12 protein-coding genes are annotated in these 12,228 nt (G+C 52.2%); 6 read left to right on the forward strand and 6 right to left on the reverse strand.

The window, feature by feature from the left end:
- Positions 1–90: 90 nt before the first annotated feature.
- The 4 genes from BM062_RS04100 to BM062_RS04110 all read right to left on the reverse strand — a co-directional run bounded on the left by BM062_RS04100 (position 91) and on the right by BM062_RS04110 (position 2,443).
- A complete protein-coding gene (locus BM062_RS04100) occupies positions 91–831 on the reverse strand; it encodes a RelA/SpoT domain-containing protein (protein ID WP_092393614.1) in 741 nt (246 codons plus the stop codon).
- 90 nt (positions 832–921) lie between these two features.
- Complete coding sequence (locus BM062_RS24945) at positions 922–1,233, reverse strand: hypothetical protein (RefSeq protein ID WP_175500882.1); 312 nt, start codon at positions 1,231–1,233, stop codon at positions 922–924.
- Positions 1,230–1,865, reverse strand: a complete 636-nt coding sequence (locus tag BM062_RS04105; RefSeq protein WP_092393617.1) for a type VI secretion system amidase effector protein Tae4 — start codon at positions 1,863–1,865, stop codon at positions 1,230–1,232. Before BM062_RS04105 ends, BM062_RS24945 begins: the two co-directional genes overlap by 4 nt.
- A complete protein-coding gene (locus BM062_RS04110) occupies positions 1,865–2,443 on the reverse strand; it encodes a PAAR domain-containing protein (protein WP_092393620.1) in 579 nt (192 codons plus the stop codon). Before BM062_RS04110 ends, BM062_RS04105 begins: the two co-directional genes overlap by 1 nt.
- 937 nt (positions 2,444–3,380) lie before the next feature.
- Between BM062_RS04110 and BM062_RS04115 the strand changes: the two genes are divergently transcribed.
- The 3 genes from BM062_RS04115 to BM062_RS04125 all read left to right on the forward strand — a co-directional run bounded on the left by BM062_RS04115 (position 3,381) and on the right by BM062_RS04125 (position 8,017).
- Positions 3,381–4,019: a DUF6338 family protein gene (locus BM062_RS04115; RefSeq protein ID WP_139219992.1), complete on the forward strand. Its 639-nt coding sequence runs from the start codon at positions 3,381–3,383 to the stop codon at positions 4,017–4,019.
- A 407-nt stretch (positions 4,020–4,426) separates the two neighbouring features.
- Positions 4,427–6,250, forward strand: coding sequence for an ATP-dependent nuclease (locus tag BM062_RS04120; RefSeq protein ID WP_092393626.1), 1,824 nt, complete (start codon positions 4,427–4,429; stop codon positions 6,248–6,250).
- A gap of 9 nt (positions 6,251–6,259) precedes the next feature.
- Complete coding sequence (locus BM062_RS04125) at positions 6,260–8,017, forward strand: UvrD-helicase domain-containing protein (RefSeq protein WP_254784905.1); 1,758 nt, start codon at positions 6,260–6,262, stop codon at positions 8,015–8,017.
- A gap of 453 nt (positions 8,018–8,470) precedes the next feature.
- Here BM062_RS04125 and BM062_RS04130 read toward each other — a convergent pair whose 3' ends face one another.
- Positions 8,471–9,412 carry a hypothetical protein gene (locus tag BM062_RS04130; protein WP_092393632.1) on the reverse strand — a complete coding sequence of 314 codons (942 nt, stop codon included), beginning with the start codon at positions 9,410–9,412 and terminating at the stop codon, positions 8,471–8,473.
- A gap of 136 nt (positions 9,413–9,548) precedes the next feature.
- On the opposite strand from BM062_RS04130, the gene BM062_RS04135 reads away from it, so the two are divergent.
- A complete protein-coding gene (locus tag BM062_RS04135; RefSeq protein ID WP_092393635.1) occupies positions 9,549–10,145 on the forward strand; it encodes a tyrosine-protein phosphatase in 597 nt (198 codons plus the stop codon).
- A gap of 105 nt (positions 10,146–10,250) precedes the next feature.
- A complete protein-coding gene (locus BM062_RS04140) occupies positions 10,251–10,925 on the forward strand; it encodes a phytanoyl-CoA dioxygenase family protein (protein ID WP_092393638.1) in 675 nt (224 codons plus the stop codon).
- A 68-nt stretch (positions 10,926–10,993) separates the two neighbouring features.
- On the opposite strand, the gene BM062_RS04145 is transcribed toward BM062_RS04140, so the two are convergent.
- Positions 10,994–11,407, reverse strand: coding sequence for a PPC domain-containing DNA-binding protein (locus BM062_RS04145; RefSeq protein WP_092393641.1), 414 nt, complete (start codon positions 11,405–11,407; stop codon positions 10,994–10,996).
- 181 nt (positions 11,408–11,588) lie between these two features.
- Here BM062_RS04145 and BM062_RS04150 point away from each other — a divergent pair, with 181 nt between their 5' ends.
- Positions 11,589–12,227, forward strand: coding sequence for a LysE family translocator (locus BM062_RS04150; protein WP_092393644.1), 639 nt, complete (start codon positions 11,589–11,591; stop codon positions 12,225–12,227).
- Position 12,228: the final 1 nt, after the last annotated feature.

The following is a 12,228-nucleotide window of genomic DNA, read 5'->3' on the forward strand; positions in this document are numbered from 1 at the left end:
CTCCTGCCTGAAAAACACGCCGCTTCCCAGCGGTGTGATGCCATCATCGGGCAAGTCAACACCCGGTTCAAGACGTCGCTGGCACGACGCTTACACAGCTTCAAATATTTGACCATTTGATAGATGCTCATAGCCTGGGACAAGTGGAGAATGTTCAATGCAAGCAAATGCTGCGGCGGTTACCTCAAAAAAACTTAGCCATTTCGATTCGCCTTGACTAGATTTCAGAGCCTGGCCAAGAAACGTTCCCATTGTCTCCACGGCAGTTGCCCAAGCGTGTTGCAATTTAGTCCGAATTTGCAGCTCAATCTGCAGTCCATCGAAGTACGGTACCCTCGCATTTTTGTAACGATATACAAGATGAATACTTCTATATCCAGTTGCTTGCGGCTTCTGAATATAGTCGTATGCATGTACTAGTTGGTGCTGAAACTGGCTGCTGAGATATAGATATTCCAATTTCCTGACGTTTTCAATCGTATCAACGACGGCACGAAGTCCAACAATATCGTGCATACGCGCAAGCTTCATGTTTTTATATCTTCGGAGCTTTGTTATGACCGATGGCGCTCGCTTCAAACGCTGCGCGACAATGGCGTTATGATCAATGTTCTTTAACCTATTGCGCAGTGTCGACTGAAACGTATTTACCGGGTACCCGTGACATGCTCGCCAATTTGAAAGTACAGCGTTGGCCCACAGCCAGTCGTCAAGTTCGTCAAATTTGACAGCGCCATTAGCCAAAGGAATTACCAGTTGCCCTGGGAATGCGAGGATCATGCCCGCCTTATTGACCTGGGACCTTGTATATTCCGGCGTGGACCATTCCATGTTGGAACCTCACTCGCTTGGTTATTCGTTGCTATCAGTTCAAATTGCTCTCTGTTGCATCGTCTTTTGAAGTTGAGTAATCGATATCACTTATATCATTTGCTTGTGGTAAGCATACGCCATCCAGGTGATAAGCAAGATAACTAGAAGCGAGGCAACAAGTGCCACAATTTTAGGTTTGCTACCTGTCTTGCTTGCAGGACGACCATATGCCCAAACTGCGAACAATCCCCAAAATATCGGCATCGCAAAATATGTAACCATCGATGTACCTCTAAACCATGACGGGCAAGCTTCGCGGCAAAGATAGATGTTTAGCGACAATTCCGAAAGGCGCGGAATCAAGTCGATCAAAAAACCGAACAAGAAACCGGCAACGAAAATTGATATTTTACGGATCACTTCATCTCCCAAAATAGTATTTTTTTTGCTTTCCGCAGGTCCGAATAAACCGGTATCCATGGTGCCTGGATACCGAGCCTCCACCGCATCACATTTTCCATTGTTCCCATCGCACCATTGTTCGTTAGGCGTGAGCCGTTCCATAGATCAATGTGTCCGCCAGATGCAGATTCTGCCGCCTCGCCATCTCTCGTCCAATAGCCACCAAAAAATATGATGCCGGTCTTTCCTTTGATTTTCTCTTCAAAATCGTTCCCCGTAATGTCCTGGGGCTTGTCGGGCAGACCTGCAAACGGTTTCATGCTCAACCATCGCGCCAGCTCATCAGCTCGGGTTGCCGTTGCCTTGCCGTCAAGCAGAATCCTACCAATGCTCTTTTTCCCTACGTCTGGCTTAACGACATTCTGAGAAAATGATTTCATATCGATGCCGGCTTTGTGCAAGGTAGCGCTCATGCGTATCGCGCATTGATTTTCGTACTCGCCATTTGGATCGTCGTATGGATTGCCCCTGACATAGTTGTCCCATAGCTGCGCAAACGTAATCGGCAATACTTGGAGCTTGAGGACAGATCCTGGGGTGTTGTTGGTCGGAACCTTATGGCGACCTGCGGCTGGTACTGGATGCGCCATTACTGACCTCTCTCCAGGGCATCATCGCCCCAAAAAATTTCGTAATTACCGATTTCGTCCGTTGCCACACGTGGCAGCTCTCCGTTCGCATCCATCTTCCCGTTAATACGCCGCCCATCTTCGGTTTCGATCAAGAACGGCAAACCGGCCAGATCGATGGCATGACCCTCTTGAGAAACATGAACGGCTTCATCAAAGCTGCCGGCGTCATGAATTTTCTGAATTGCAGTTACATGCTGGTCTGCGATAGCGGCGCTTGATACGCTTCCTAGCGACTCAGCTTGATCGTCATAAGTCATGGTTTGATGCAGTGTCGCTACGAGCTTCGGTGGTTCGGGACATTTGCACAGAACGATATCGTTTTCCAGCGCAACCTCACCCATGAAATTCATACGGCGCGGGCCGCCGGCTTTAGCAATAATTCCGGTGCCCTTACAGGCAAGACAAGATGCCTGACCGCCAATTAAAGCCACCTTGTGAGACGCATCGCCGACGCTAAACGTACTATTCGCATTTGGCAGAACGACCCCGCTGGTGGTTGTTTTATCACCTACCACGATAATTTTTCGTAATGCCATGTATGCCCCTGACAATTGTGTTGAATCAATTCTACAGAGTATGGGCAAAATGGCAAGATAGATAACTAATCGATTGACCCAGACTATAAGTCGTAGGTCGGGTAACAGCAGCGCATTGCTGCGCCGCCGTCCCCTAAAAACGGAGCATGCAATTTTCACCGCACTCCGCTCAAGCCTCTCAAAGTCTTCTTTCGGTACCGTTGACGGCACAACGGGCCTTGTCACCCCGATGTTCCGAGGGCAAGGCAATTATTCCAACAGCTTCATGTCGCACCGCGCAGTCATCCCCCCGCCACGCCTGCCAGCTAAATTGGGCGCTTTCGACTCAAATTTTTTGAAGTGACGCACATAGGAAAAATCTGGCGTCGAAGGGCCAAAATATGTCGCAAAAAAATGACGCAAAACGACGCACGCAGAGGGGTAAAAATAGGGTGCGGTGTGAACGGTGGAAAACCGATTTCAGGTTTGACCTCGGGGAAAGCATAACCTTTATAACCTAGCGATTTTATGCACCGTAAGCCGTTGATTTATATGGCTTTAGGTGGTTATGGTTGAACTATAACTTTTGATAACCTCAAACATAACTAGATTCCAAGTCATTGATTTATATAGTTAATTACTTTTAAAGAGGTTAACTTTAATTTTATAACCAAGTTATGCCAAGGTTATGCCGAGGTTATAGTTTGCTGAATCTTGCAAAGCCTTATACACCAAGGGTTTTCAGCCATTTCCCGGAACAAGTTATGAAGGTTATGGTTTTCCCTAGGGGTACTTTATTTTAGAGAGCCATGTGCCTTTGCATGATAAAGTTCCGACAAGCATCAATATTACAAACTGAATTCTAAAGATTGATGCACGGGAATTGCCTCATCGGCAACGACCGTTTGGCAATACCGAGTCGGTACAATAAAGAATCATCCACAGGGAAGGTCCTTTCATGGGCGAGACATCAAAGGACGTTCTTTCATTATTAACTCAGCTTATGCCGGGTTTTTTGACGGCATGGGTAGTCTACGGTCTCACTACATACACGAAGCCAGCTCAATTCGAAAGAGTTGTGCAGGCGCTAATTTTCAGTTTTATCGTCAATGCCTTGGTTGCGATTCTCGAAATAATATTGCTGTTTTCAGGTCGGTACATTCAACTCGGTATTTGGAATCGCTCAACAGAACTCATTGCATCAGCATCGATCGCTTTTATTTTCGGCATCGTATTATCGTTCTTTATGACAAATGACGCGTTTTTTAGCTTGGCGCGTCGTCTGCGTCTGACGTCTCGAACGCCATACCCATCTGAGTGGTATGCTGCATTCAAAATCAAACCTCCAAGGGCTCTTGCCCGTTATGTTGTTTTGCATCTTGAGGGTTCTCGCAGGATTTCCGGCTATCCAATCGAATGGCCAACAGAACCCTCGTCAGGCCATTTCCGATTAACTGATGCTGCCTGGTTGAACGACGACAATGTCGAAACGCCACTCAAAAATGACGACTCAATTCTTATCGCTGCCAAGCAAGTGGAAATGGTCGAATTTTTGAAAGATATTGAGGAGATGAGCAATGACTCAAAAACAACCTAATCCTTTGCCAAGCCCTTTCAAACGTCCTTCCGAAATTGATCAGCGTCGGGGCAATGTGAATCCGCCGACAACCGGACGACGCCCGCCACCACCACCTCTACCGCCGACAAAAAGAAATGGCTAATCTATCGCCTGAAGCACGATATTTCACTCGCGCATATTGTGAGCGCGACGCAGTGGGATGCGATTCGTCACACGTAGAAAATGAAGCCAAATTACAGCTAGATTGGTCAAGAATGGACTTGAACTGAACTGATTAGCCTTGCTTATGCGAATAGCGAGTTGCATAAAGCATTGATTTATATAGATTCACAGCAGGTAGCCACTCCTACGAACCAACCGTTTGTACGTCGACTTCCTTAGAATAAGCGACGCAGTGTCCTTCACGATGAAGACAAGGGGCAACATTGAAAATCGTCCGGCTGACCATTTCGAATTTTCGAGGCATCAAAAATGCCCAGTTCCATTTTGATGGCCATACCCTGCTAGTCGGCCAGAACAATGTCGGGAAAAGCACTATATGCGAGGCACTCGACCTCGTGCTTGGGCCAGACCGTGTAAATCGATTCCCTCCTGTAGAGGAATTCGATTTCTACAACGCGCAATATCTTGGCGAGCCGGCCAGTGAGGGGGAACCTCCGACCATCATTCCGATTCGCATCGAAGCAATCCTCACGGGGCTGAGTCCGGAAATAGAAAACAGGTGTGGCGGCCACACGGAATATTGGAATCCCGTCGAGAAGCAGCTCCTCGCGGAAGGCCAAGTGGATCAAGCCAACCCGCCCAAAATCTTGACGTGCTTGAGATTAGAAACCATCGCGAATTACAACATCGACGAAGACGAATTCGAGGCTTCGACTTATTTTTCGCATCCATTGAACCTAGATAATGAGTTGTCGATGGTCCGCAAAGACATCAAGCGGATGTTCGGCTTCCTATACCTGCGCGCACTTCGCACCGGCTCCCGCGCGCTAAGCTTGGAACGCGGCTCCCTGCTAGACTTGATCCTTCGCGCGAAAGGTGTCCGGACCGGCTTATGGGAAAAGGCCATCACGCGACTGCGCGACTTGGACATCGGAGAAGACGCCCCTGAACTGAACGACATCCTCCAACAGGTCGAATCGAGGCTCGGCCGATACATACCATCCAATGCGGACGGCCGCGCCACGAAGCTGCACGTCTCACAACTCACCCGCGAGCATTTGCGAAAGACAATGTCCTTCTTTATCGCCATGTCGAAAGGCCAGGAGCATGTGCCGTTCCAGCACGCAGGAACCGGCACGCTCAACACACTGGTGCTCGCCCTGCTCTCCTTCCTGGCGGATCTGAAGCCGACCTCCATTATTTTCGCGATGGAGGAGCCGGAAATCGCGGTTCCTCCCCATACCCAACGCAGAATCGCCGACTATCTTCTCCAAAAAACAACCCAGGCCTTTGTGACTTCCCATTCGCCTTATGTGATTGAGCGTTTCGAACCTTCTCAAACCTTAGTGCTTTCGCGCGACGATCACGCCACGGTTTCCGCCAAACGCGTATCCGACGCGAGCGGGTTGAAGGATCAGGATTACAAGAGGTTTGCGCGGCGCGGCCTGACCGAGTGCATGCTGGGAAAAGGAGTGATCCTCGTGGAGGGTGTCACAGAATTCCACGCATTGCCAGCGGTGGCGAGAAAGCTGGAGGAACAGGTCGCGATAGGCTGGCAACCGTTGGACATTGCAGGCATTGCATTCTACGATGCGGATGGGGAAAGCAACATGATCAAGTTCGGGACGTTCTTCCGAGAGCTCGGCTTAAAAACCTATTCGTTCTATGACTATCTAAAGCGGGAGCCCGCAGAAAAAAAGAAACTGACGGACGCCTTCGACATTGACTGCGAGCATCAATACGCCGGTTTCGAGGATCTGCTCGCCAACGAAGTTCCTGTTCCAACGCTTTGGGCATTTCTAGACGATCTTCGCGTCAAAGGCGAGAACGGCAATCTAGCCATACCGACGGCATGCCCGGACGATGACAAAGTGAAGAAAATCGCGAGAGAGGCGCTGGCGGGAAAAAAAGGGGCAGGCTGGGCGACTCGCCTCTTGGAAAGCTGCCCTATTGAGCAACTTCCAACCAGCATAACGACATTCCTATGCCAGATTTATACTCTCTACCCAATTCCGCCTGAAACAACGCCGACGGCTTCGGATGCAAACGCCCTAAGCGCCGGAACCTCGCCTCAAGTCACCGCCTGATCGACCATCGTGGATAGCGACCAGCTTCGCCAAAGCCTCCTCGACTGCGATAGCCATGCCCTCGTCATGGGTGGACCTGGCAGTGGGAAAACGACTCTTGCTCTGCGCAAGGCCGTTAAGCGGATTGAAGCTGGCTTGCTGCCTGGCCAGTCGATTCTATTCCTCAGTTTCTCCCGGTCGGCGGTCGCCAGAGTGGCGGAAGCCATCCAAGCTCAAGTTCCACGCGAGCATAGGAACGCATTGAACATGCAGACCTTCCATTCATTCTTTTGGGAAATATTGTCCTCAAATGCTTACCTTCTAGGCTCACCTAAGCCACTGAGAATTCTCCTGCCGCCAGACGAAGCGATCCTATTCGGAAAAATCAAGAAGAAGGATCGGAAGCCGGACAATCCGAAATGGCAGGCTTGGCTTGTCGAAAGAACCCGGCTCTTCGCCGAAGAAGGGAAGATGGCTTTCGACCTGTTCTTTCCGAATGCCCTATCGCTGATCCAGCGCAGCGCCCACATACGCAGGATGATCGCCCAACGACACCCTCTGATCATCGTCGATGAGGCGCAGGACACCAATGGCGACGCTTGGAAATGCATCGAACTACTATCCAAGGAAACGACGATCATATGCTTGGCCGACCTGGAGCAACAGATATTCGACTACCTTCCAGGAATTGGTCCGGAGCGTATTGCTGCGATCCAAGCGACCCTATCGCCGCTCGAAATCGATCTAGCCGGAGAGAACCACCGCAGCCCAGACTCCGAAATTATCGATTTTGCGCAGGACGTACTGAACGGCAATATACGGAACGGGCCATACAAAGGCGTGTCATCCCAGTCATACAATTCTAAAGCAGGCTTCTTCAATCCCCACCGGACCTATCGGATGGCGTTGGGAGTACTGCACCGACGCATCAAAGCTCAAACCGGCGGATGGGCAAAGAATATCGCGATCTTGACGTATTACGGCTCCGATGCAGCAAAAATTTCCGCCGCGCTCAATTCTGATCCCAAGCCGGTCAAGCACAAGCTGCTGTTCGACGAAAACATCACGCTGTTGGCGGCCCGCGTAGCAGCATTTTTTCTCGAGCCGAAAAAGCCAAGCGAACGCTTCGCCGACTTGGCGACGGCCGTCGAAATGTTCCGGGACATCGAACGATCACGCGGAACGGCAAAAGCCGAGGGGTTCCAAAAATGGGCCGATAAAATCCGCACTGGGAAAATCCCATCGGCAGCCTTCGTCAAGGAATTGGTGTCGATCACGGATTCGTTGAGTTCCTTTACCTATTCAGGCGATCCAGCCAAAGATTGGAACGTCGTTCGGAATCTGCTTCGCGGCGCTGGGGATCCTCAACTGCGACAAGTCGCCACGCACCTTGACTATCTGGTCGCGTTCAATCGAGGTAAGCGAATCCGTTTGGCGCTTGCCGAAATATGGGAGATTCATGGCCGTTACATAGGCGCGCGAGAAGCGTTCAACTCTGCCTTGGCGCAAGATCAGCTCTTGGGCGGAGCCGAAGACTCGCGCGGCGTCCAAATCATGACAATCCACAAGGCGAAGGGCAAACAGTTCGATGGAGTCATCATCGTTCGCGGCGGGCGCTTTGACGAGAAACTAGGACTGATGTCCTCGTTCGTATGGCCGGATGATACGCATCCGTTTAATCGAAGCAGAAGAATTCTGCGGGTGGGCATAACGCGAGCAAAAACCCATACGATGATTCTTTATCCAATGTTCCCAACGTGCATCATCACTTCGGGCTATTCACTATGAAGTTATTAGCGTCGGATAAGCCAAGAATTGCCTAAGTGACCAAGCGGCCCTTTTAAGTGGGGAATTTTTTGACCAACTTGGCGCATCCAATGTATTTCGTGCACTGGATGCGCGAACAGTAGTTGTTGTACTACGCGACTTTGCGACCCGCGCACATTCTGCGTCCTTGACTCATAATCCGTTGGTGTGCCTTATGAATCAATGGGTTCGCACGCAGCGTGTCCAATTGTGCGGATATCCTTCGTAGCGCCGATTGTATTGCTACTGCTAGAGTTACCAGAAAATCAGACCCACCGCTCATGTACACAAAATTTACACAATGACTAATAAATCGGTATAAATACTCTATTTCAGATTCCGGCCTCGGGCACCACAAAGCAAAAGGCTCTCAGCATTGAGAGCCTTTTTGTTATGTTTCGCAACCCCGCCCTTGTTTATAGCGGCGACATCGCATTACTCCGGCTGATAAAACTTCATTTCCCCCGACCAGCGAAATGTCTGCCGCGACTTCCCGCCCTTCTCGCGCAACTGCAGATCGTGAAAGCCATCAGTAGCACTAGAAAGTATCACGAGCGAGTTGCTGCCATCCGACACATCATGGCTGCGCGTACCGTCCTTGTGCCAATCGCCGGCAATCATCTTGTTGAACATCATCGGCTGCGCAAATACGACTCGCAGCGACTTGCCGTCAATGTGAAAGAGATACAGCGCTTCAAACGAGGCGCCGCCGCCGGCGTAGCCTTCGAACCAGCCTGCCCGCACGCCGAACGCATAATCGCCGTCCCGCAGCAGATAAGGCGCGAGGTCAAAACGCTGCCAGCTCTCCGGCAAGCCCGCGGCCGGCCCCTTGCCATCTTCGGAGCCAATGGCTTGCGGCGTATCGATATTATTGGCCGTGCCCCAATCAGTCGGGACCGTGACCGGGGCATCGGTGCGGGCCACAAGCCGCGGCACATTGTCAGCGCCACGCTCGAACACGCCGAACCAGATCTCGTTACCGGCATTGTCGTCAAACCCCTTGCAATCACTCGCCGGATGTCTCAGAGCTTCTACGGCGAGCCCAGGCGACGCTGCCAGGCATACCACGCCCACATACATGCCTGGCCGCTGTGGCCACGGTTTTGCACCGGCCAGCACCAGGCGCTTCGGATCTCTTCCCGGTGCGAGCTGCAAGGCCAGGAAATCCTTCGTGAAACCGCCCGGCAGCTGCTGGCCGAATCCGTCTGGCGCCGGTGCGCCACTCATCTCTCGATCGAAAGCTGCACGCGCGTCGGCGGTCTTGATGGCGCCGCGTACCTGGCTTAGAGAGCGCACTGTAGTATCGGCGCTAGCCGGCAGCGCAGGCAATGAACAAGCAGCGAGACACAGCAACAGTCGGCAGAGGAACATATTCATGGGAGGTAATCCTGTCAGGTATAGACAAACGGCATTTTATCCGCTGTCGCACAAATGGGTATCCACCGCTGCCTGGAGATATACTTCAGGCATGAGCGATCGCCTCAGGAACGCCAATAACCAAGAACGGTAATCAATGACACGCCACTTCTTTAAACGTTTAGCCAAATTTGCCGCGCTGGTCCAATTGGTGCTCGCCTTTACTCCATATGCGCAAGCAGAGCTGACACACGCCTCCGCTCGAAAACCGGAATGGGCTCAACCGGTTGATGCCTCAGCCAATCTCTATCTGATTGACAAAAATTTCTACCGCAGCGCTGCATTGCAGCCCAAAGACATCACAACACTCAATGCGCTCGGCATCAAAACGGTGGTCAATCTGCGTTCTTTCCATTCGGACGAGGAATTACTTGAAAATACGGATATCAAAACGGTGCAGGTCGGCATCAACACCTGGTCAATCAGCGACAAAAATATCATTGAAGCCCTGCGTGCCATCCGTGCCGGCGCACAGGACGGGCCGGTGCTGCTGCATTGCTGGCACGGCGCCGACCGGACCGGGGTTGTCACCGCCATGTACCGTGTCGTATTCCAGGGTTGGACCAGGCAAGAAGCACTGAAAGAGCTCACCGATGGCGGCTACGGATATCATTCTCTTTGGAAAAATATTCCGAAATATATGAATACCGTGGATATTGAAAAAATCCGTATCGGCGTCGAGAGCATAAACTAGTCAAGTGCATCCGTTACTCCGAAAGCAGGAAACCAGATTTCATAGAGGAAGCATGGATCGAGTCACGCAAGCAGCTGTCGTTAGCGCAGGATCCGGCTGCCCAAAATGATCCCGGAAAAATTTGAAGATGACGGATTTCTGGTCACCGGTCCGCTATCGGGGCATGAGCTCGACGCTCAGCTCGAAGCGATTATTCCAAAGCTCACTCCGGACGGCGTCGGCACCCGGAATTTAATCGAGCATGCATGGTGTGCGGATTTGGCAAAAACGATTCGTGCGCATCGGCTGATTACCCCGTTTCTTTCAGTTGCAACGGTCGCGGTACAGTGCAACCTGTTTGAAAAATCGAAAGACCAGAACTGGCTGGTCCCCGTTCACCAAGATCTCAGCATAGCGGTCCGGGAAAAAATTGAACATCCTGCGCTTACGGGATGGGCCGAAAAGGAAGGCGCCATTTTTGTCCAGCCACCCGTCAGCGTTCTCCAGGACATGGTCGCGGTACGGTTTCATATCGATGAATGTGCTCTCGGCGACGGGCCGTTGCGCGTTGTCCCCGGCTCCCACAAAATGGGGCGGCTCACCAGCCAGGCTGCATTGGCTGAACGCGATCGTATCGGCGAAACTTCCTGCCCCGTCGAACGTGGCGGCGCAATGCTGATGAAACCACTGCTGCTGCACGCATCATCGAAAGCATCCGGGCAAAGCAGGAGGCGCGTCCTGCACTTTATTTTTGCACCGCCGCAGCTGCCTTTCGGGTTGAGATGGCGGCATGCCTTTTGACAGCACCGATGAGTGCGAATGAAACCCGCAAAAAATACGCTCGATTCCTTGGCAAGGCCCGCTTGGTCTCAAACGCCGCCCGGATGTGATTGCGGCCGTATCACCAGTTCATTGAAACCCGAAACCGCATCCGGTTCGCGCACAAAACGATACTCCGGCAGCAACGCAAGCAGCATCTCGACCGTCGTCCTTACCATACAGCCAGGCGCCACATGGCCGCCCGATACGCGCCCTTGCGCATCGGCGATAGTCATATGAAGATGCGCGCCGTCGAGCGAAAGCGATCCGACAAGAGTCAGTATCTCCAGGTCGCCGCGAAACTCCGTGGCTTGCTGCGCTCCGGCAAATCGCAATTGCGCCACGGATAAGCTGCCGATGCCTTGGAGCACGAAAGCGGCGCTCACGCTGTGTTCCGCCAGTATCGGCTCCAGCGCGGTGCGTAAATCCTGCCCGGGATTGAGGCGTAGAGGAAGGGTTTGCATAGAGCCTATTTCGCTAGACGAGTGTTGAATATCTTTGCATCCGGCAAAAAAATCAAGAGGAATATGCATTTCCCGCTCACCGGCTCGCTCAGCCTCTCGCCGGTTACAGCGCCGTTCGAACAGGACGTGTATATTTTCATTAATCCAGGATTCCCGACCTTTAGCTTAAGGAGAAACGCCAATGAGCCCGTCAGCCGCCATCGCAGCCATTCTTGCCGCGTTATTGATCGGGGCGATGAGTCCGGGTCCGAGTTTTGTCATTGTTGCCAGACATTCCATCGGCCTGTCGCGCCGTGACGGCCTGGCGACAGCTGCCGCGATGGGGATCGGCGGCGTTTTCTTCAGCGGCATTGCGCTGGTCGGACTGTACACCCTGCTGGCAACCGTAGGATGGCTTTACATGGGCCTTAAAATCGCCGGCGGCCTTTACCTGATTTACCTGGCGTCTAAAATCTGGCGAGGCGCAGCGGCGCCGCTTGCTCTTGACAATAACCAGGCGGAAAACGCGGGAAATGTGCGTAAGTCTTTCTGGGTCGGCCTCAGTACACAGCTGAGCAATCCGAAGACCGCCGTCGCCTATGGCAGCATCTTCGCGGCCTTGCTGCCCCAGCACCCGCCCCTCTGGTGTTACTTCGCCCTGCCGCCGCTGGTTTTTGCGGTGGAAGCCGGCTGGTATGCGGTCGTCGCCTTGTGCTTTTCCAGCAAACGGCCACGCGAACTTTATTTACGCGCCAAGACGTGGATCGACCGGGTCGCCGCAAGCGCCATAGCGGCGCTGGGACTCAGGCTGATATTTACGGCCCACAGGACCGGCATTTAAG

Source organism: Collimonas sp. OK412, assembly GCF_900112135.1.
Taxonomy (GTDB): domain Bacteria; phylum Pseudomonadota; class Gammaproteobacteria; order Burkholderiales; family Burkholderiaceae_D; genus Collimonas; species Collimonas rhizosphaerae.

What these genes read in the sequence shown, in the direction of transcription:
- BM062_RS04110 (WP_092393620.1), bottom strand. Translation starts at nt 2,443, where the DNA reads ATGGCATTACGAAAAATTATCGTGGTAGGTGATAAAACAACCACCAGC.
- BM062_RS04150 (WP_092393644.1), top strand. Translation starts at nt 11,589, where the DNA reads ATGAGCCCGTCAGCCGCCATCGCAGCCATTCTTGCCGCGTTATTGATC.
- BM062_RS04140 (WP_092393638.1), top strand. Translation starts at nt 10,251, where the DNA reads ATGATCCCGGAAAAATTTGAAGATGACGGATTTCTGGTCACCGGTCCG.
- BM062_RS04145 (WP_092393641.1), bottom strand. Translation starts at nt 11,407, where the DNA reads ATGCAAACCCTTCCTCTACGCCTCAATCCCGGGCAGGATTTACGCACC.
- BM062_RS04105 (WP_092393617.1), bottom strand. Translation starts at nt 1,865, where the DNA reads ATGGCGCATCCAGTACCAGCCGCAGGTCGCCATAAGGTTCCGACCAAC.
- BM062_RS04130 (WP_092393632.1), bottom strand. Translation starts at nt 9,412, where the DNA reads ATGAATATGTTCCTCTGCCGACTGTTGCTGTGTCTCGCTGCTTGTTCA.
- BM062_RS04100 (WP_092393614.1), bottom strand. Translation starts at nt 831, where the DNA reads ATGGAATGGTCCACGCCGGAATATACAAGGTCCCAGGTCAATAAGGCG.
- BM062_RS04115 (WP_139219992.1), top strand. Translation starts at nt 3,381, where the DNA reads ATGGGCGAGACATCAAAGGACGTTCTTTCATTATTAACTCAGCTTATG.
- BM062_RS04135 (WP_092393635.1), top strand. Translation starts at nt 9,549, where the DNA reads ATGACACGCCACTTCTTTAAACGTTTAGCCAAATTTGCCGCGCTGGTC.